Source organism: Pseudomonas sp. SWRI81, from assembly GCF_014268545.1.
GTDB classification, from domain to species: domain Bacteria; phylum Pseudomonadota; class Gammaproteobacteria; order Pseudomonadales; family Pseudomonadaceae; genus Aquipseudomonas; species Aquipseudomonas hamedanensis.
In genome coordinates this window covers 83,506-102,634 of record NZ_JABWQS010000021.1, presented here as the reverse complement: position 1 = coordinate 102,634, position 19,129 = coordinate 83,506, and the positions used below count along the sequence as shown (strand labels likewise).

The 19,129-nt window shown below is 61.7% G+C and carries 20 protein-coding genes; 10 read left to right on the top strand and 10 right to left on the bottom strand.

The genetic code is table 11. The features are described from left to right. Window positions 1-227: 227 nt before the first annotated feature. From HU765_RS15280 to HU765_RS15270, 3 genes are all read right to left on the bottom strand, one after another. Window positions 228-1,127 (bottom strand): bestrophin family protein, encoded by a 900-nt coding sequence (locus HU765_RS15280; protein WP_186621509.1) that lies wholly within the window; start codon window positions 1,125-1,127, stop codon window positions 228-230. Between the two features lie 25 nt (window positions 1,128-1,152). Beyond that, window positions 1,153-2,151: a GTP 3',8-cyclase MoaA gene (gene moaA, locus HU765_RS15275; protein WP_186621507.1), complete on the bottom strand. Its 999-nt coding sequence runs from the start codon at window positions 2,149-2,151 to the stop codon at window positions 1,153-1,155. A 120-nt stretch (window positions 2,152-2,271) separates the two neighbouring features. Continuing rightward, complete coding sequence (locus tag HU765_RS15270; protein ID WP_186621505.1) at window positions 2,272-3,123, bottom strand: CAP domain-containing protein; 852 nt, start codon at window positions 3,121-3,123, stop codon at window positions 2,272-2,274. Window positions 3,124-3,320: 197 nt separating this feature from the next. Here HU765_RS15270 and HU765_RS15265 point away from each other — a divergent pair, with 197 nt between their 5' ends. Next, a complete protein-coding gene (locus HU765_RS15265) occupies window positions 3,321-3,938 on the top strand; it encodes a cell wall hydrolase (protein WP_186621504.1) in 618 nt (205 codons plus the stop codon). On the opposite strand, the gene HU765_RS15260 is transcribed toward HU765_RS15265, so the two are convergent. After that, window positions 3,935-4,648, bottom strand: a complete 714-nt coding sequence (locus HU765_RS15260) for a murein L,D-transpeptidase catalytic domain family protein (RefSeq protein ID WP_186621503.1) — start codon at window positions 4,646-4,648, stop codon at window positions 3,935-3,937. The genes HU765_RS15265 and HU765_RS15260 overlap by 4 nt on opposite strands. A gap of 152 nt (window positions 4,649-4,800) precedes the next feature. On the opposite strand from HU765_RS15260, the gene HU765_RS15255 reads away from it, so the two are divergent. Both HU765_RS15255 and HU765_RS15250 read left to right on the top strand, forming a co-directional pair. Beyond that, entirely contained in the window at window positions 4,801-6,414 is a 1,614-nt protein-coding gene (locus HU765_RS15255) for a L,D-transpeptidase family protein (protein WP_186621502.1), read from the top strand. Between the two features lie 79 nt (window positions 6,415-6,493). Continuing rightward, window positions 6,494-6,667, top strand: coding sequence for a hypothetical protein (locus HU765_RS15250; RefSeq protein ID WP_186621501.1), 174 nt, complete (start codon window positions 6,494-6,496; stop codon window positions 6,665-6,667). 404 nt (window positions 6,668-7,071) lie between these two features. On the opposite strand, the gene HU765_RS15245 is transcribed toward HU765_RS15250, so the two are convergent. The 3 genes from HU765_RS15245 to HU765_RS15235 all read right to left on the bottom strand — a co-directional run bounded on the left by HU765_RS15245 (window position 7,072) and on the right by HU765_RS15235 (window position 9,596). After that, window positions 7,072-7,554: a transposase gene (locus HU765_RS15245; RefSeq protein WP_186621500.1), complete on the bottom strand. Its 483-nt coding sequence runs from the start codon at window positions 7,552-7,554 to the stop codon at window positions 7,072-7,074. Between the two features lie 249 nt (window positions 7,555-7,803). Beyond that, complete coding sequence (locus HU765_RS15240; protein ID WP_186621499.1) at window positions 7,804-8,421, bottom strand: DNA-3-methyladenine glycosylase; 618 nt, start codon at window positions 8,419-8,421, stop codon at window positions 7,804-7,806. A gap of 92 nt (window positions 8,422-8,513) precedes the next feature. After that, window positions 8,514-9,596 carry a methylated-DNA--[protein]-cysteine S-methyltransferase gene (locus HU765_RS15235; protein WP_186621497.1) on the bottom strand — a complete coding sequence of 361 codons (1,083 nt, stop codon included), beginning with the start codon at window positions 9,594-9,596 and terminating at the stop codon, window positions 8,514-8,516. A gap of 163 nt (window positions 9,597-9,759) precedes the next feature. Between HU765_RS15235 and HU765_RS15230 the strand changes: the two genes are divergently transcribed. From HU765_RS15230 to HU765_RS15205, 6 genes are all read left to right on the top strand, one after another. Then, window positions 9,760-10,179 carry a VOC family protein gene (locus HU765_RS15230; protein WP_186621495.1) on the top strand — a complete coding sequence of 140 codons (420 nt, stop codon included), beginning with the start codon at window positions 9,760-9,762 and terminating at the stop codon, window positions 10,177-10,179. Window positions 10,180-10,283: 104 nt separating this feature from the next. Next, window positions 10,284-10,559 carry a hypothetical protein gene (locus HU765_RS15225; protein ID WP_186621494.1) on the top strand — a complete coding sequence of 92 codons (276 nt, stop codon included), beginning with the start codon at window positions 10,284-10,286 and terminating at the stop codon, window positions 10,557-10,559. 37 nt (window positions 10,560-10,596) lie between these two features. After that, complete coding sequence (gene mqo, locus HU765_RS15220) at window positions 10,597-12,246, top strand: malate dehydrogenase (quinone) (protein WP_186621493.1); 1,650 nt, start codon at window positions 10,597-10,599, stop codon at window positions 12,244-12,246. A 173-nt stretch (window positions 12,247-12,419) separates the two neighbouring features. Next, entirely contained in the window at window positions 12,420-13,025 is a 606-nt protein-coding gene (locus HU765_RS15215) for a biliverdin-producing heme oxygenase (RefSeq protein WP_186621492.1), read from the top strand. Continuing rightward, window positions 13,022-15,259: an ATP-binding protein gene (locus HU765_RS15210; protein WP_186621491.1), complete on the top strand. Its 2,238-nt coding sequence runs from the start codon at window positions 13,022-13,024 to the stop codon at window positions 15,257-15,259. The genes HU765_RS15215 and HU765_RS15210 overlap by 4 nt, the downstream gene beginning before the upstream one ends. 297 nt (window positions 15,260-15,556) lie before the next feature. Beyond that, window positions 15,557-16,144, top strand: a complete 588-nt coding sequence (locus HU765_RS15205; RefSeq protein ID WP_186621485.1) for a LysE family translocator — start codon at window positions 15,557-15,559, stop codon at window positions 16,142-16,144. Between the two features lie 132 nt (window positions 16,145-16,276). Here HU765_RS15205 and HU765_RS15200 read toward each other — a convergent pair whose 3' ends face one another. From HU765_RS15200 to HU765_RS15190, 3 genes are all read right to left on the bottom strand, one after another. Continuing rightward, on the bottom strand, window positions 16,277-17,110 hold the full coding sequence (locus tag HU765_RS15200) for an AraC family transcriptional regulator (protein WP_186621484.1): 834 nt from the start codon (window positions 17,108-17,110) through the stop codon (window positions 16,277-16,279). A gap of 34 nt (window positions 17,111-17,144) precedes the next feature. Further along, a complete protein-coding gene (locus HU765_RS15195; protein WP_186621483.1) occupies window positions 17,145-17,648 on the bottom strand; it encodes a VOC family protein in 504 nt (167 codons plus the stop codon). Between the two features lie 127 nt (window positions 17,649-17,775). Then, complete coding sequence (locus HU765_RS15190; RefSeq protein WP_186621482.1) at window positions 17,776-18,129, bottom strand: DUF6124 family protein; 354 nt, start codon at window positions 18,127-18,129, stop codon at window positions 17,776-17,778. Window positions 18,130-18,519: 390 nt separating this feature from the next. On the opposite strand from HU765_RS15190, the gene HU765_RS15185 reads away from it, so the two are divergent. Then, window positions 18,520-18,912, top strand: coding sequence for a GFA family protein (locus HU765_RS15185; RefSeq protein ID WP_186621481.1), 393 nt, complete (start codon window positions 18,520-18,522; stop codon window positions 18,910-18,912). Window positions 18,913-19,129 lie beyond the last annotated feature (217 nt).

Here is a 19,129-nt window from a genome sequence, read left to right as displayed (position 1 = left end):
ACATTGGAATGCATTTGAACTGTGAGACCAGGCTCGTTCCCACATTGGAATGCATTTGAACTGTGAGACCAGGCTCGTTCCCACATTGGAATGCATTTGAACTGTGAGACCAGGCTCGCTCCCACATGGAATGCATTTCAACTGTGGGAGCGAGCCTGCTCGCGAATGGCCGCACCTCGGCCCAGAGTGAACACGCCGGGCCCTATCGTTTCTTGCTGCTGTGTCATTCAACGCAGCACGTAGTCGTCCGGTTGCGGCGCGGGCGGCAGCGGCGACACGCCAAGTTCGTACAGCACGTCGCGCTCCAGCGTCCGCACCAATGCGTCGGTCGGCAGGTCGTTTTCATCGCGGCCGAACGGGTCTTCCAGTTCGTCGGCAATGGCGTCGAAGCCGAAGAAGGTGTAGCTGACAATCGCCGTGAACAGCGGCGTCAGCCAACCGAGGGATTCTGCCATGGCGAAGGGCAGCAGAAGGCAGAACAGGTAAATCGTGCGGTGCAGCAGCAGGGTGTAAGGGAAGGGCAGTGGCGTGCTTTTGATCCGGTCGCACACGGCCTGGGCCTGGGTCAGGCTGGTGAGGTGATTGGCCAGCAGTTGATAGCGCCATGGCGACAGTACGCCAGCCGATTCCAGCGCTGAACACTGGCGCCCGACCTGATGGATGATCTGCCCGCAGTGATCCGGCGCAGCCCCATCGATCGGCGGACTGACCCAGTCGGCACTGGCCCGCGCCTCGCTTTCGCCGCGCAACCGCGCGTTCAGCGCATGGGCGAAACCGCACAGGTTGCGCAACAGCGGCGCGCGCAGGCTGGCGTCATCGATGCCTTGGGTCTCGCGCATCACCGAGCGCACGCGCAACAGCACCTCGCCCCAGGCTTTGCGCCCCTCGTACCAACGGTCATAACAGGCGTTGTTGCGAAAACTCAGGAAAATCGACAGCGACAGGCCGAGCAAAGTGAACGGTGTCGCGTTGATCTTGGCGAAATAGCTCGGCACAAGAAGTTCGATCAGCACGATCGCCGCCGCCAGCAGCGTCAGCATCAGGGTGCGCATGGCGATGCGTTTGGCGATCGAGCCTTTGAGGGTGAACAGTACGGCGAACTGATTGGGTCTCGGTCTGACGATCATCGCGCGGTCCCGGTTACGCGGCGGGTCAGCCGCCGGTCATGTTCATGAACCGCACCACCTGCACGTCGTCGTTGACTTCGAAGTTGTGCCGATACGGCTTGAGTTTCATTGCCTCGATGATCGCGTTTTCCAGGCGCTCCGGATGGCCTGGATGGGCGCGCAACACTGCTTTGAGGTCCATCGAATGCTCGTTACCCAGGCACAGCAGCAGGCGACCTTCGACGGTCAGGCGCACGCGGTTGCAGGTGCCGCAGAAGTTGTGGCTGTGTGGCGAGATAAAGCCCAGGCGAATGTTCGGTGCTTGGGCAACGCGCCAATAGCGCGAAGGCCCTTGGGTCGATTCGGCCGAATCGATCAGGGTAAATCGCTCGGCGATACGCTCGCGAACCTGCGCGCTGGAATAGAACGACTCGGCACGGCTGTGCTCGGCAATCGCCCCGAGCGGCATCTCTTCGATAAAGGAGATATCCAGGTCGCGGTCGATGGCAAAACTCACCAGATCGTTGATCTCATGGTCGTTGCGCCCCTGCATCACCACGCAGTTGAGCTTGGTGCGGGTGAAGCCGGCAGCGCGCGCGGCATCAATGCCTTCGATGACCTGCGCCAGGTCGCCGGTGCGGGTCAGTTCCTTGAAACGCTGCGGGTCGAGGCTGTCGAGACTGATGTTGAGGCGCTTGACCCCGGCTTCGAACAACGGCTTGGCCAGCCGACCCAACTGCGAACCGTTGGTGGTCAGGCACAATTCACGCAGGCCGGGCAGGGCAGCGATCTGTTCACACAGTTGCACGACGCCGGGTCGAATGAGCGGTTCGCCGCCGGTCAGGCGGATTTTGCGCGTGCCCAAGGCGACGAAGCTTTGCGCGACCTGGAACAGCTCTTCCAGCGTGAGGATTTGCTGGCGCGGCAGAAATCGCATGTCCTCGGCCATGCAATAGACGCAGCGAAAATCACAGCGGTCGGTGACCGACAGGCGCAAATAGTCGACGCGGCGGTTGTAACCATCGATCAATTCACGCTCTGTCATAGGCCGCCTCGTGGGTGTTGGACGCCGGTATCGGGCGCAGACTGCGCAGGGTAAGGGGCGCTCGTCGTGCCGTCCAATCACTCTGGCTGACCGAGTGATTGACGGCGTCGATGAGGGTGGTCACTGCGCGCCGAACATTGCCGTCCAGTAAATGCCGGCATTGCTCTTCGGGTCGGTCGCATACGCCGCGCCGAGTTCTTTGTACTGCGGGTTCATCAGGTTCGCACAGTGGCCGGGGCTGGCGAGCCAGCCTTCGACGACCTTGTTGGCGCTGTCTTGTCCGGCGGCGATGTTCTCGCCGACCAGTTGCCCGCTGTAGCCGGCGAGTTCGGCGCGGTCGCCCGGAGTGCGGCCGTCGCCGTCCTTGTGGTCGAGGTAATTTTTATTGGCCATGTCGCGGCTGTGATCCTGGGCGACGGTGGCCAATGTCGCGTTCCAGGCCAGCGGGGCCGCCGCGGCAAACGCCTGAGCGCCGCATTGGCGCGGCTGGCTGCGGGCGGTGTTGAGTTGCGCCAGCAGTTTTTGCCCTTCACTTTGCGCATCGCCCAGCTGCGCCGAGAGCAACGGCCGCGCCAGCACGATGCGCCAGTCGCGATCGACGCGGCTGACGCCGACATCGACGAACTGCGGATCAAGCACGACCTGACAGAAGCTTTCCTTGATCGCCTGCATCGCCGACGTCGCATCGCGCGGGCCGTTGAGGGTGATCGCCTGGACGTTGACCATCGGGTAACGGGCGCTGGCCATGGCTTGCTGCAGATCGACCGCACCGCTCGCCGGCAGGCGCAGGCGTGGGTCGGCCGCCAGCGGTGGCAGTTCGTTCGACGCCTGGCTGCCGCAACGCTGCGGCTGGCTGCGATAGCTGTTGATCGACTCGATCAATTGCAGTTCATCGGCAGCCAGCGCCGAGGCGGCAAACACCACGCCCAGCGACAACGCGGCACAACGCAAAACCGATGGCATGAAACGCATGGAAATCTCCCTTGAGCGCAATGCGCCCATGATGCGCGAAAGGCCCCCGGTGAGCGCAATGTCTTTTTCTTTTCCAATGGTTTTTTCTACGCCACGATGCCCGCCAATTGTCCGGCTACAATCTGCGCAGGCCCCCGAAATCCGGGCGTCTCACCGACGTAACACTTGGCCCGCTGCGGGCGTTGAGGGAATCCACAATGCGATTAAAAGGCCTGACCGGCTGTTTCGTATTAACCCTGTTGATCCACGCAAGCCCGGCGAACGCGCAGGCGCCGATCGAGGCCAAGGCTGAACAAAAAGCCGAGGTGCTGGAGGAGAAAGCGGCGGACAACGTCAGTGCGCCTGCGCCGAAGTCCGAAGCGATCACGCCGACCGAGGCGCAAGCGGTAGACCCGGCCGGCGCCGCGCCGCTGGACGATCCGCTGACCTGTCTGGCGCGCAGCATCTATTGGGAAGCCAAGGGCAAGGACACCCCGGAAATGGAAGCTGTGGCGAGCGTGGTGATGAATCGCCTCGGCCACCAAGGCTTTCCCGACACGGTGTGCGCGGTGGTCAAGCAAGGCTCGGAGAGCGGCAACTGCCAGTTTTCCTGGTGGTGCGATGGCAAGCCTGATCAGGTCAAGGAAGATGCCGAATACGCACTGGCCAAGGAAATCGCCGGCAAGGCGTTGAACCGCCAGCTCAAGGACCGCACCCGCGGTGCCCTGTATTTTCATGATCGCGGCGTGCACCCGAGCTGGGCGAAGGCGTACCGCAACACGGCGCAGACCGGCAGGTTTCTGTTCTACAAACCTGCCGGCGGCGGCGCGCGTTAACTGGCGTGGGTGCTGAGAATGCTCGCCACTTGCTGCGGCTGGCAGTTCAGATAAGGCGACTTTTGCAGCCAGCGATGGTCGGGATACCACGAGAACATGAACTGGCCATTCTTCAGGCGGTCGATCACTTGTCTGGCAATCTGCGGCCGCACGGCCGGGCAGCCCTGGCTACGGCCGATGCGCCCCTGGCGCTTGCTCCATAACGGGTTCACGTAACTGGCGGCGTGGATGACGATGGCGCGGTCCCGGGCCAGGTCATTGAAGCCCGGCTCAAGGCCGTCCATGCGCAGCGAATAGCCGTGGGTGCCTTCGTAGCTTTCCTGGGTGCGGAACAGGCCCAGGCTGGACTGATAACTGCCTTCACGATTGGAAAATTGCGTGGCGAAGTTTTCCCCGGAGTTGGAACCGTGGGCGACCAGGTCGCGCAGCACCAGCTTCTTTTTGCTCAGGTCGAAAATCCACAGGCGGCGCTCGGTGGACGGTCGCGAGTAGTCGATGATCGCCAGATGACGCGAGGGCCGGGCGCCGTTGTTGACTGCGCATTGCATGGCGCTCAATGCACCTTTGAGCGCATGGGGATTGAGTTCCGGCGCGGCTTGGGCGAGGCTGGTGTAGAGAACCGGCGATGGCTTGCCGGCGGCAAATACTGGACTGGTCACGGCGACAAGGGTCGCGGTGGTCAACAGGAGTCGGCGCAAAAACGTCAACATTTTATAAAGTGTCCTCACTGGCGACATAAACGGCACTTTTGGTTCCTGACTCCCAGTCGTTACCCGCAGGCCCGAAGATCGAGCCTGACTGTTCAGCGCAGCTAATGTAAGGTTGACCGTCATCGAGACGGCCATGGATTGGAGTAAAGCAGTTGTTCAAAAAGTACGCATGCTACTTGAGCATTTGTTTGCTCGCTGCGCCGTTTGTCGCTTGCGCTGAGGAGCCGCTGCCATCCTTGCCGACGCTGGCGCCGCCGCCTGCGCCAATTCCGGTCGAGCCACGCAGCCCGTTACACGCGGTCATGATCAGCTTGCCGCAGTCGTGTCCGGCCATCGCCGGGCAGCTCAGCGGCCCGGCACTGACACAACTGCAGGCGTTCTATGAACAACAGGGCTGGATGCCGGTCTGGGCGCAGGACCCTGCACGATTGCCGACGTTGCGCGCGCAATTGCAACTGTTGGTTGACGATGGCCTGAATCCGAATCGCTATGCCGTCGCGACCACCGCGCCGCAGGATGGCGAGTTATGCGCCGACATCGATATCAGCCGCCAGTACCTCCAGGCGTTGCAGGACCTGCATTACGGGCGCCTGCTGCAAGCGCATTTCGAGCCGCTGTGGCGCGTCGACGGCCCGCCGCATGATCGTCAGGCGCAACTGCTGAGCATTGCCGTGCCCGGGCTGCACGATATAGCGGCGGCGTTCGAGCTGGCCCGTCCGCATCTGGTCCAGTACCGCAACCTGCGCCACCTTTATGCGGCGCAACGACTGCAGGCCTTGCCGCAGTGGCAGTCCATCGGCAGCGGCCCGCTGCTGCGCCCGGCAATGGAAGACCAACGCGTGCCGGAACTGGCCAAGCGTCTGCACAGCGAAGGCTATCTGCCTGAGCCGGTCGCGTCCGGCAACGCCTACGAAGGCGAACTGGTGGACGCGGTGAAAAGTTTTCAGGCCAACCACTCGCTGCAGGCTGACGGCGTGGTCGGCCCGGGGACGATTGCCGAACTGAATATCAGCCCGCTGACCCGCCGCGATCAGTTGCGCATCAACCTTGAGCGGTTCCGCTGGCTGGCGCAGGACATGGAAGCCGACGGCCTGTTGGTCAACGTCGCCGCCGCAGAACTCACGCTTTATCACGGCGGCCAGCCGGTCTGGCAAACCCGCACTCAGGTGGGCCGGGCGGAGCGCCAGACGCCGCTGCTCAAATCCCGCGTCACGCGGCTGACCCTCAATCCGACATGGACAGTGCCGCCGACCATCTGGAAAGAAGACAAACTGCCGGAAATCCGCAAGGACCAGACCTTTCTCAGCCGCCATAACCTGCAAGTGCTCGATGCCAACGGCCAACCGTTGGCGGCGGCGGACATCGATTGGGACAATCCCGGCAATGTCCTTTTGCGACAGGACGCTGGCCCGCGCAATCCGCTGGGGCAAATGGTCATTCGCTTCCCCAACCCGTTCTCGGTCTACCTGCACGACACGCCGAGCAAGGCGCTGTTCGACAAGGGACCGCGGGCGTTCAGCTCCGGATGCGTGCGGGTCGAACACCCGATGCAATTGCGCGATCTGCTACTCACCCCGGCGGAAAAGGCCCGTACCGAAACCCTGCTCGCCAGCGGCAGCACCCACGAATTCCGCCTGTCGGCCCCGGTGCCCATCCTGATGACCTACTGGACCGCACAGGTCGACAGCGCAGGCCAGGTGCGTTATGCGCCGGACATCTACAGCCACGACAGCGCGCTGTTGGTAGGGCTTGATCGGGCGCATTGAGGGTGGGATCGGTGGCGTTCAGGAATTGTGTGGCTGGCACCGGACCCTTGTGAGAGTGGGCTTGCTCACGAAGGGGGCGGTGCATTCACCATCGATGCTGGCCGACCTGACGCCTTCGTCGGAACGCCGCCCGGAGCAAGCCCGCTCCCACAAGGAATTGGGGGGCGCGGCGGGGTTGTGGCTGGCATCGGGCCAGCGTGGGAGTGAGCTTGCTCACGAAGAGGCCGGAACATTCAGCATCGAGGTTGCCTGACCTGACGCCTTCGTCGGAACGCCGCCCGGAGCAAGCTCGCTCCCACAAGGAATTGGGGGGCGCGGCGGGGTTGTGGCTGGCATCAGGCCAGTGTGGGAGTGAGCTTGCTCACGAAGAGGCCGGAACATTCAGCATCGAGGTTGCCTGACCTGACGCTTTCGTCGGAACGCCGCCCGGAGCAAGCTCGCTCCCACAAGGAATTGGGGGGCGCGGCGGGGTTGTGGCTGGCATCGGGCCAGTGTGGGAGTGAGCTTGCTCACGAAGAGGCTGGAACATTCAGCATCGAGGTTGCCTGACCTGACGCTTTCGTCGGAACGCCGCCCGGAGCAAGCTCGCTCCCACAAGGGATTGTGGGGCGCGGCGGGGTTGTGGTTGGCATCGGGCCAGTGTGGGAGTGAGCTTGCTCACGAAGAGGGGCATGAGGTTCTGGTGGCCCAAATCGCATCCCACAGTGGATAGTCGTCAAGCTTTTGCACCAAGCCTGCCCGCAGGGGGTTGGCCACCACATATCGAGCCATTTGTACCAGATCGTCGTCCCGCCTCAGTGCACGATCATGGAAGCCCGGTTGCCAGAGACTTCCCTCTCGACCCGCAGCCATATTCACCACCCGCGCGCTCAAGGATTTTGTTCTCTGCATCAATTCACTCAGGGACCCACGCTTCAAATCGATCAACCAGTGAAAGTGGTCCGGCATGACAACCCAGGCCAGCGAATCAGCGAAGCCCAGCTCCTGAGCTTGGCGGAATTGCTCTGCGACCAATCTACCCAATGCAACTTGTCTGAAAACAGGTGCGCGGAATAGCGTATTTGCGGTTAATAAATATATACGGTTGGGTTCGTCATAACGGCCGAGACGCAAACGATGTGAGGCTGATAGTTTTGGCATTCCCTTGCCCTTTCAAGAAGAACTGAAAGGTTAGATCTGTAGATAGAGAGGTACGGGAAGGATTGTTGGCAGGATGTGTCTGTTGAAAACCGTTCAGACTGATCGAAGAGACCGTCTGATCAGACGCCTTCGTCGGAACGCTGCCCGGAGCAAGCTCGCTCCCACATGAGATCGGCGCTATCGAGATATTTTGTGTCAGGCCGAAAAACCTGCGGGAGTGGGCTTGCTCACGAAGAACGATGACACGGTCTACCCCTTCGCCACCCGCCACAAATACCAAGCCGCGACCGTGCGGTACGGCCGCCACGCCTGGCCGATGTCGATCATTTGCTTGCGCGTCGGCTGCACCTCCAGGCCTTTCAAGCGCCGATAGCCTTCGCGCACGCCGAAGTCATCTGCCGGCAGGATATCCAGGCGTTCCAGGCTGTAGATCAGCAGCATTTCCACGGTCCAACGGCCGACGCCGCGCAGGCTGATCAGGCGCTCGATCAGCGCTTCGTCGGCCATGGCTCGGGCCGTGGCGTAATCCGGGACCACGCCGTCCAGTGTCGCCTGGGCTATTCCCTGGATCGTCGCGATCTTGCTCGCGGAAAACCCGCAACTGCGCAGCCGCGCGACATCGCAGGCGAGGATTTGCGCCGGACGCGGAAAGGGTTGTTCGGGGAACAACCCCACCAGTCGGCCGATAATCGCATCACCGGCCTTGGCATGCAGTTGCTGATAGGCAATCGCCCGCACCAGCGACTCATAAGGATCGCGCGCTGGATGAGGTTGGTGCCGGCACGGGCCGACGGCGCTGATGTGGCGCTGCCAGTCGGCATCCAGCGCGGCGAGAAAGGCGCTGGCGGCTTGGTAGGCCTCAGGCATGCTCGTTCAGCAAGCCGTCGGCTGTACCGCTGAGGTGATGAATGTCGAGCGTACTCATCGAAAATCCCTTTTTATTGACTGAAAGGAGTGCGTCAGAAAGCCAGTTGTTGCGTCAGTTGCAGCGCCGCGTTTTCCAGCCTGAGCAGAAAGGCCTTGCGCGGCTGCCCTCCACCATAGCCGGTCAGGGAGCCATCTGCGCCGATCACCCGATGACACGGCACCACGATCGACAGCCGATTATGTCCGTTGGCCAGACCCACCGCACGGCTGGCACCGGGTTTGCCCAGTTGCGCGGCAATGGCGCCGTAGGTGCTGGTGTGTCCGTAGGGAATTTGCAGCAGCGCCGCCCAGACCTCGCGGGCGAACGCGCTGCCCGGCAAGTGCAGCGGCACGCTGAACTCGCTGAGTTTGCCCGCAAAATAATCCGCCAGTTGCGCCTCGATCTGCTGCAAATGCGCGTTATGCCCCGGTGCCACGGCGTAGCCATAACGGTTTTGCAGGGCTTCGACTTCGCGGGTCAATGCCGGCCGGTCAAGAAACTCCAGCAGCACCAGGCCACGCCGTTCGGCCATGGCAATCATTGGCCCCAGCGGGGTGGTCAGCCGCGTGAACAGCAGCGGCTCGCTGTTGGCGGCGCGTCCTGGAGTGATGTGAAAGGATTTCTGAAAGGCGTCGCGAAAACCGCTGAGCGACTCGTAGCCAGAGTCGAACGCGGCGTGGTCAATCGAGGTGCCTTGCTTGATCCCGCCCAGAGCCATGCCCAGTCGGCGCGTGCGCAGCCAGGCGTGGAAAGTCATGCTGAAATGCTGTTTGAACCAGCGCCTCAGCTTCAGCGGTTCGATGCCTTCGGCCAGCAACTGCGCGTCGCTCCAGCGGCGCTCGGGGTCGGCATCCACGGCGCTGAGCAGGCGCTGCACCCAGTCCGGGGCGACGGCCGCCGCGTCCAGCGGTTTGCAGCGCAGACAGGCGCGATACCCGGCGCACAGGCACTCGTCGGCGTGTGCGAAAAATTCGACGTTTTCCGGTTTCGGCTTGCGCGCCGTGCAACTGGGGCGGCAGAAGATACCGGTGGTTTTCACCGCCGTGAAGAACACGCCTTCATAGGCAGTGTCGCGTTCAAGCATGGCGCGAACCATTTCGGCGTGGGGCGGCAGGACAGCGGTCTGTATGTTCATGGCTTGAGAGTAAATCCGCTTTGTCGATGGCTCCACCGGAAAATCGACAGTGAATTCCCGCAAGCCCTGAACTACTGTAGAGGCGGGTGCAAGCTGCGATCTTTTCAGGTGTAAAGCAACCGTTCACAACCTGCGCCAACCCCATCGGAGTGAGGCATCGACTATGCACCCGTTTACCCTGCGCCACATCGACCATATCGTGCTGCGCGTCGCCGACTTGCAACGCAGCATCGACTTTTACCGCCAGGTCTTGGGCGCTGAGATGGTCAGGCACAACGAGCCGCTGGGGCTGGTGCATCTGCGCGCCGGGACTTCGATGATCGATCTGGTCGACCTTGAGGGCGAACTCGGCCGCAAGGGCGGTGGTGCTGCGCAGGCGCAGCGGCGCAACGTCGACCACTTCTGCCTGCGCATCGAGCCGTTCGACGAAGCAGCGCTCACTGCGCACCTGCAATCGTTCGGGCTGGACGTGGAAAAAGCCGCCAGACGTTTCGGCGCCGAGGGTTACGGTTTGTCGCTGTACTGCTTCGATCCGGATGGCAATCAGGTCGAACTCAAAGGCGCCAGCGAAGCGCCAGATTGATGCTGGCGCGCTTCAGGAGGCATGCACCGTTGGTCTCTTGCATTGCACTCGACGCTTGCACGGCATTCCAAACAAGTCCGATCCATACTTTTTGGAGGCAGCCAATGAGCAACCCATCCAGCAGCGACAAACCGCTCGATGACACGGTCAATCCGAATGACGACGGTTTCGTCCTTGGCACCGCCGGGCGCGATGAAGACCCGAACGCCACCACCGACTGGGACCACGCCGGTGCCGGCGGCGATGTGATGACCCCGGCCGATAGTCGCGGTCTGCCCGGTTACCCCGGGGCTGAAAAAAACGACCCGACACGGCCCGCGCCTGACACCCGTGTGCCGGCCAACGGCGATCCATCTGTGCAGAACGACACTGCCGATTGAGCCGGTTCGCGGACCGGTACACCCCAGGAGGCTTCCCATGAAAAATCCGATGCGCCCCTGTGCGCTGCTCGCGTTGACCCTCGCAATCGGCAGCGCCCAGACGTATGCCGCAGAAACCAAACGAGTCGATGTCATGCTGGTGGGCGGCGGCATCATGAGTTCGACACTGGCGGTCTGGCTCAGCGAGCTGGAGCCGGGTTGGTCGATGGAAATGGTCGAGCGCCTGGACAAGGTCGCCGAGGAAAGCTCTAACGGCTGGAATAACGCGGGCACCGGCCATTCGGCGCTGGCCGAGTTGAACTACACCCCGGAAAAAGACGGCAAGATCGACATCACCAAGGCCGTGGAAATCAACGAGGCGTTTCAGATTACCCGGCAGTTCCTGGCCTGGCAGGTAAAAACCGGGGTGTTGAAGAACCCGCGCTCGTTCATCAATTCGACGCCGCACATGAGCTTTGTCTGGGGCGACGACAACATCCGCTTTCTGAAAAAACGCTATGAGGCCTTGCAGGCCAGCCCGTTGTTCCGCCCGATGCAGTATTCCGAAGACCCGCAACAGATCCGGCAGTGGGTGCCGCTGATGATGGAAGGGCGCGACCCGGCGCAGAAAATCGCGGCGACCTGGACGCCGATCGGCACGGACGTCAATTTTGGCGAGATCACCCGGCAGTTCGTTGGGCACCTGCAAAACCGCGACAATTTCTCGCTCAAACTATCGACGGAAGTGCGCGACATCACCCGCAACGACGACGGTTCATGGCACGTCGAGTACAAAAACCTCAAGGACGGCACCACGGCCGCCACCGATGCCAAGTTCCTGTTCATCGGCGCCGGCGGTGCGGCATTGCCGCTGCTGCAGAAATCCGGCATCGAGGAAGCGAAAGACTACGCGGGGTTTCCGGTCGGTGGCTCGTTCCTCGTTACCGACAACCCGCAAGTGGCGCAGCAACACATGGCCAAGGCCTATGGCATTGCCTCGACCGGGGCGCCGCCGATGTCGGTGCCGCATCTGGACACGCGGGTGCTCGATGGCAAACGGGTGATTCTGTTCGGCCCGTTCGCGACGTTCTCGACCAAGTTTCTCAAGGAGGGTTCGTATTTCGATCTACCGGCCAGTACCACCCTGCATAACCTCTGGCCGATGGTGCGCGTCGGCGTGCGCGAATTCGATCTGGTGCAATACCTTGCCGGCCAGTTGATGCAATCGGACGACGACCGTTTCGCCGCGCTGCAAGCCTATTTCCCTCAGGCGAAGAAAGAAGACTGGCGGTTGTGGCAGGCGGGTCAGCGCGTGCAGATCATCAAGAAAGATGAGCAGCAGGGTGGGGTGCTCAAGCTGGGCACCGAGGTGGTGGCCTCGAAGGACGGCAGCATCGCCGCACTGCTCGGCGCCTCGCCGGGGGCCTCGACTGCGGCGCCGATCATGCTCGATCTGATGGGCAAAGTGTTCAAGGACAAACTGGCGTCTGCGCCGTGGCAGGACAAGTTGCGTCAGATTGTCCCCAGCTACGGCACGCGGCTGAACGAACATCCCGAGCAGGTCATGCAGGAGTGGCGTTACACCAGCGAAGTGCTGCAACTCACGCCACCACCAGCCATTGACCCGGCGCAGCCGGTGAACCCGCCGACCCACATCGACGCGGTGCAGCAGAAACACCTGGACAGCGATCCGGATCTCAAGCCTTGACCTCGACGGGGCTGGCGCCGGGCGAACTTTTGTCCTCCGGCGCAACTCTGACCTGGGTGACATGACGGTAGAAAAAGCGGGCCATGTGGTCAGTTTGGGCGTGCGCCGTGATAAATTTGCTCGCGTTGCGCGAACCCCCAATGGCCCAGGCGGCCCCACCTAGAGCGACCTACATGCAAGTAAAGGCCCGTGAGGTTTATGTGCCACCGGTACTGCAGGATTTGCGCGCCGGTACTGCCGAACTGCATATCGCACTGGAAAAACGCCTCCCTTTTTTTTCCGATACCCTTGATATCAACGCTTTCAAACGGTTGATGCAGGCCTATTACGGCTTTTATCAGCCGCTGGAGCAGGCGCTGCTCGACAGTGGCTTGATCCCGGACGATTTTGACCTGACGCCGCGCTTGAAGGCTGCAACCCTGTACGCTGACCTGCAGACGCTAGGCGCTGCGTCCACAACGCTGCCAATGTGCCGCGAGCTGCCGCTGATCAGCGCCAGCGCCGCCAGCCTCGGCGTGTTGTACGTGCTTGAAGGCGCGACGCTGGGCGGGCAGATCCTGCGCCGGGAAATCGCTGCGCGGCTGAATCTGGACGCCGACAACGGTGCCGCTTTTCTCGACATTTACGGCGCAGCCACCGGCCGGCGCTGGCGCGATTTCATCGAATACCTGGGCAGCCGCCCCCTGGACGCCGCCGAACGCGCGGCTGTCGTCGCTGCGGCACAAACCACATTCAGCTGTTTCGAGCGCTGGCTCGAAAGCCAGGAGGTACTGGCATGACCCCGCAAGACCAGGACGCTTTTGAAGAACTGCTGGCCAACTGCGCCGACGAACCGATCCGCTTTCCCGGCGCGATCCAGCCCCACGGTCTGCTGTTGACGTTGAGCGAACCATCGCTGCAGATCATTCAGGTCAGCGCCAACGTCGAAACCCTGCTGGCGCGCACGCCGCAATCGCTGATTGGTCAGCCGCTGCACAGCCTGATCGGCACTGAACACACCGCGCAAGTGCTGGATGCTTTGGCGCAGTCGGCGTTTTCCGAGGCGGCGCCGTTGCATTTCGAACTCAACGGCACCGCGTTCGAGGGCCTGTTGCATCGCCATCAGGGTGTGCTGATTCTGGAGCTGGAAATCCACGTCAAAAACTCCCAGCCGCGCAATGTCGCCGGGATCAACATCCATCTGGGTCGCATGCTTCAGCGCCTGCAAGCCGCGACCACGTTGCAGGCGTTGTACGACATCAGCGTCAAGGAAATCCAGGCAATGACCGGTTACGACCGGGTGCTGATCTACCGTTTCGAGGAAGAGGGCCACGGCCAGGTCATCGCCGAAGCGTCCGACCCGTCAATGGAAGTGTTCAACGGCCTGTTCTTCCCGGCCTCGGACATTCCCGAGCAAGCGCGCGAGTTGTACCGCACCAACTGGCTGCGAATCATCCCCAACGCCGATTACCAACCGGTGCCGCTGGTGCCGAAGCTGCGCCCCGACACCCAGACGCCGCTGGACCTGAGTTTCGCCACCCTGCGTAGCGTCTCGCCGATTCACTGCCAGTACATGAAGAACATGGGCGTGCTGTCGTCCATGAGTATCTCCTTGCTCAAGGGCGACCGCCTTTGGGGCCTGATCAGCTGCGGCAATCGCCAGCCATTGCACGTGCCCCACGAACTGCGCATGGCCTGCCAGACCATTGGCCAGGTGCTGTCGCTGCAGATCAGCGCCATGGAAACGCTGGAACTGACTCGCCAGCGTGAAGCAAAGGTCGAGGCGCTGGCGCTGCTTAATCAGGCAATGATCGACTCGTCGCAGAGCGTCTTCGATGGTCTCGCGCAGCATCCCGCGACGCTGATGGCGCTGGTCGAAGCTGACGGCATAGCAATGATCGAAGACAAGCAGTTGCACCGTTACGGCAACTGCCCGGAGCCGGAAGAAATTCGTGCCCTGCACAAATGGCTACAGGCGCGCGACGAACCGGTCTTCGCCAGTCATCACCTGTCCAGCGTTTATCCGCCAGCGGCGCAGTATCAGTCAGTGGCCAGCGGTGTGCTTGCCATGAGCCTGCCCAAACCGGTCGATAACGGCGTGTTGTGGTTTCGCGCGGAAGTGAAGGAAAACATCAACTGGAGCGGCGACCCGCGCAAGCCGCTGGACCTGGAAAATTCCGACGCTGGCTTGCGTCTGCGCCCGCGTACCTCGTTCGAAATCTGGAAGGTCGAGATGGCCGGAATCTCGAGGAAATGGAGCCATGGCGACGTATTCGCCGCCAACGACCTGCGCCGATCGGCCCTGGAAAACGACTTGGCCCGTCAGGTGCGGCGCGAGCAGGAAGCCGTGCGCGCCCGGGATGAACTGGTGGCGGTGGTGTCCCATGACCTGCGCAACCCGATGACGGTGATTTCCATGCTCTGCGGCATGATGCAGAAGGCGTTCAGCTCCGATGGTGCGCACACCTCGCGGCGTATCTCCACGGCCATCGACACCATGCAGCAGGCCACGGCGCGGATGAACACACTGCTGGAAGATCTGCTCGACACCTCGAAAATCGATGCCGGGCGCTACACCATTTCGCCGCAGCCGCTGGACGTCGGGCACATCTTCGAAGAAGCGCAGTCGCTGCTCACGCCGCTGGCGCAGGACAAGGACATCAGCATTTCCTTCGAGGCCGATCCCGACCTGCGTGTTCATGCCGACCCCGAGCGGTTGTTCCAGGTGCTGTCGAACCTGATCGGCAACGCCATCAAGTTCACCCCACGCCTGGGCACGGTGGGCGTGTGCGCCAAATCGGTTGGCAATGAAATCGTCTTCTCGGTGCGTGACAGCGGCGAGGGGATCCCCAAGGAACACTTGCCCCACGTGTTCGATCGCTACTGGACGATCAAGGAAGGCAACCCCACCGGCACCGGCCTCGGTTTGTACATCACCCAAGGCATCGTCGAAGCCCATGGCGGACATATTGTTGCCGAGAGCGAGCCGGGGCAGGGCAGTGAATTTCGCTTTACCGTGCCGCGTCTGGACTGAGTCGCCCTGGGGGTCTGCTCGCGATGGCGTCAGTCCTGACAAATCTGTTGTGACTGACCGAACGCTTTCGCGAGCAGGCTCGCTCCCACAGGTCTTGTGGGGTGTGCGAGATTTGAGTCTCACGCAAAACCCTGTGGGAGCGAGCCCGCTCGCGAAGACGTCAGCCCAGCCAACACTGGGCTGACTGACCCACCGCTCCCTCAGAAGATTCGCATCCTCAGGGTCATTTTCTTCAATACCGCAAATCCCCCGCTGGCTACCGTAGCCACCTCGTTCCTCGTTTGAAGCAGGTGTGCAATGAGTCTGATTCTTTCCATGGCGGCGTTTGCTCTGGCCGCGTCCATCACCCCCGGGCCGGTCAACATCGTCGCGCTGAGCAGCGGCGCACAGTACGGATTTCGCGCCAGCCAGCGGCACGTGGCCGGGGCGACGCTGGGGTTTGTGCTGTTGCTGGTGTTGATGGGGTTGGGGCTGCATCAGGCGCTGGAACTGTGGCCGTTCATGACCCGGGTGGTGCAGTGGGCCGGGGTGGCGTTCTTGCTGTTCATGGCCTGGAAACTCGCCACGGATGACGGCCAGTTAAACGCCAGCGAGGCCGGTCGGGCGCCATCGATGCTTTATGGAGCTGTCATGCAATGGCTCAACCCCAAGGCCTGGCTGGCCTGCGTCGCAGGCATGGGTGCGTTTGTCGCCGACGGCGAGACGCGGCTGGTCTGGCAGTTTGCGGCGGTGTATCTGGTGATCTGTTATCTGTCGGTGGGCTGCTGGGCCTATGCCGGGACGTTTCTGCGCGGGTGCCTGAGCAATGCTGCGGGGATGCGCTGGTTTAATCGGCTGATGGCCTTGTTACTGGCAATCAGCGCGATGTATCTGCTATTCACCTGATTGAAAGGCCAGTCACAAGCTACTGTGGGAGCGAGCCTGCTCGCGAATGCGCTGTGTCATCCTCCAGTTGCACTCACTGACCGACCGCTTTCGCGAGCAGGCTCGCTCCCACAGGGGGCAGGTGGCGGATTCTCAGCCGCGATACTGCCCCGGCGTCGCCGCCAGATGTTGCTTGAACGCCCGTTGGAAATGCGCCTGATCGGCAAACCCGGCCTGCAGCGCCACGTCGGCAATCAACTGGCCGCTGCGCAAGCGTTCGCGGGCAAACTGGATGCGCTGGTTGACCACAAACGCATGGGGCGTCATGCCGTAACGCTGCTTGAACGCGCGAATCAGGTAGGACGGCGACAGCTGCGCCGCGGCGCAAATAGCCTCAAGGCTCAGCACCTCGGTGCAGTGTTCGCGGATGAAATCGGCGGCGCGTTCAAGCTTGAAATTCGGCTCAGGGACCGGCTGCTCAACCGGGTTCAGGCGCAACTGCAGATCGCTGAAAAACTCGGCCGCCGCACTCTGTTTGTGCAGCACCTCTTGCTGATCGTCAACCAGCGTTTCATACAGGGCCATCAGCCTGCCGAACAGCTCGGCGTCGGCCAGATGCGTATCGGAAAACCGCCGAAACTCCAGCTCAGCCGCAAAGCCCAATTGATGCTGCAGATCCGTCAGCCACGGCGTCTCGACATACAACATCACATACGACCACGGCTGATCATCGATCGGATTGCAGGCGTGCACATCGCCCGGATTCATCAACACCACGGTGCCCGCTGCCACTTCACACTGGGCATTTTCATGCACATACGTGCTGCGCCCGGCAGTGATCGCGCCAATCGAAAAGTGCGCATGGGAATGCCGTGCGTAGCAGACGTCGCGGCCATCGGCGATGGCGCGCGCCTCGATGAAGGGCAGGGCGTCGTCGCGCCAGAAGCGCGGGGCTTTTTCGGGATTTCTCGCGGCGGCGTGTTTCATTGTTATCTTCCCGGCAGGTCAGCGTCCGAGTGTATTAGCTCTGGCCATCGAACGCTCGCTGCAGTTCGGCGAGGTCGAGCTTTTTCATCTGGAACATGGCCTGCATCGCCCGTTGCGATTTGCCTGTGTCCGGGTCTTGCAGCATGTGCAGGAACGCCACCGGCAGGATCTGCCACGACACGCCAAACTTGTCTTTGAGCCAGCCACATTGCTGAGCCTCCAGCGGTCCGCCGGCAGACAGGTTGCCCCAGAAATGGTCGATTTCCTCTTGATCCCGGCAATTGACCTGAAACGAGATCGCCTCGTTGAAGGTGAACACCGATCCGCCGTTGAGCGCGGTAAACGTCTGGCCGTCGAGCTCGAAACTGACGGTCATCACCGCGCCGTCCGGTTGTCCGTGAAATTCCTCGCCGACCTTGCTGTAGTGGGTCAGGCCAGTGATTTTCGAATGATCGAAGATGGAGCAGTAAAACGCCGCGGCGGCTTCGGCCTGATCGTCGAACCACAGGCACGGCGTGAGTTTTTGAAGGCGTTGCATGGTGGTCATCCCCGGCAGATGAGAGGCTGGACTATCAGCGTAGTCATTTGCGCGCTGGCCGGTGATGCCGTAGATCGGCCCGTCGTGCAAGCGGATGTCACCTGCACGGGGTCGACATCACTGGCGATTACTGCGGCAATCGCAGCTTGTCCAGCAAGCGGTTGACCAGCAGCTCGTTCAGCATGATCAGCTGTTGCAGCGCCAGCAGCGGTCCGCGCGTCGGGCCGCCTAGCGAATTGGCGATATTGCCGGCCATGGCATTGGCCGAAGACAGCGATTCACAGGCCTCGACCAGCAGGGTCTCGTCATCCAGCGACGGATCGACGATGTAGAGCGGGCGAGCCTTGGGCGGTGGCGGCGGGACTTCCAGGGCTTCGGGGGTGAGGTAGTAATCGAGGGCGCGGTCGGTGGCTTCCTGGATTTTTAGCGGATCGAGCGCGGGGTCGTGGGGGATTGGCGGGTTGGGGGTGACTTTGAACATGATGAAACTCCTATTGCAGATTCAAGGAGCCATCACCTTCGCTACCAAACGAGGGTGGTGGCCATACGCGGGTTGGTAGACCGGCTGCAATAGGAACCCGGCGCTCGCGAACGAGCCCCACGCATGACCACCATATAAACCGAGCCGAAAAAATGGTCGGCATAAAGGCGTTGCCATACGGCCATTACAGACGGGCTACCAAACCCGATCACTGCTTTTTGTCAGTGACGGGCAAACGATAAAGCCAATCTCATAGCCGCGTAAGCCGGCGGATTCTGGCGTACGCGTAGGTAACGACGCAAGCTGTTGTAGGCTGGGCGTCGTAACACTGAGTGTCTTTTAAACACGATCAAGAAATTGTGTTTATCCAAGGTGCGAAGGAGATCAACCATGAACCCATTCACCGGCGGCTGCCTGTGCGGCGATGTGCGTTTTCAGGCCAGCGGCCAGCCTTACCGCGTCGGGCTGTGCCATTGTCTCGATTGCCGCAAATTCCACGGCGCGCTGTTTCATGCCTCGGCGATTTTTCCCGAAGGCGCAGTGACCATCCGCGGCGCAACCGGTGAATACGCCGGGCGACATTTCTGCCCGCGCTGCGGCTCTTCGGTGTTCAATCGAACCGCCGATGAAATCGAAATCAACCTCGGCGCCCTCGACGCGCCGGATCAACTGCAACCCACCTACGAAAGCTGGACCGTACGGCGCGAATCGTGGCTGCCGGCATTTGCGCTGGCCCGGCATTACAAGGGTGATCGCCAAGGGCGCGGGCGTTCTGAGGGTTAGTTGCCGTAAGGGTTGGGCATAGCGGAATTTTTGTCGTACCCGCAAATCCCAGATACTCAGCAGATCCAATGTGGGAGCGGGCTTGCTCGCGAAGGCGGTGGGTCAGACGCAGCAGTTCTGAATGAATTGGCCCCTTCGCGAGCAAGCCCGCTCCCACAGTTTTTTTGTGACGCTCATAAATCCCGGGCGCTCGGCAAATCCAGTGTGGGAGCGGGCT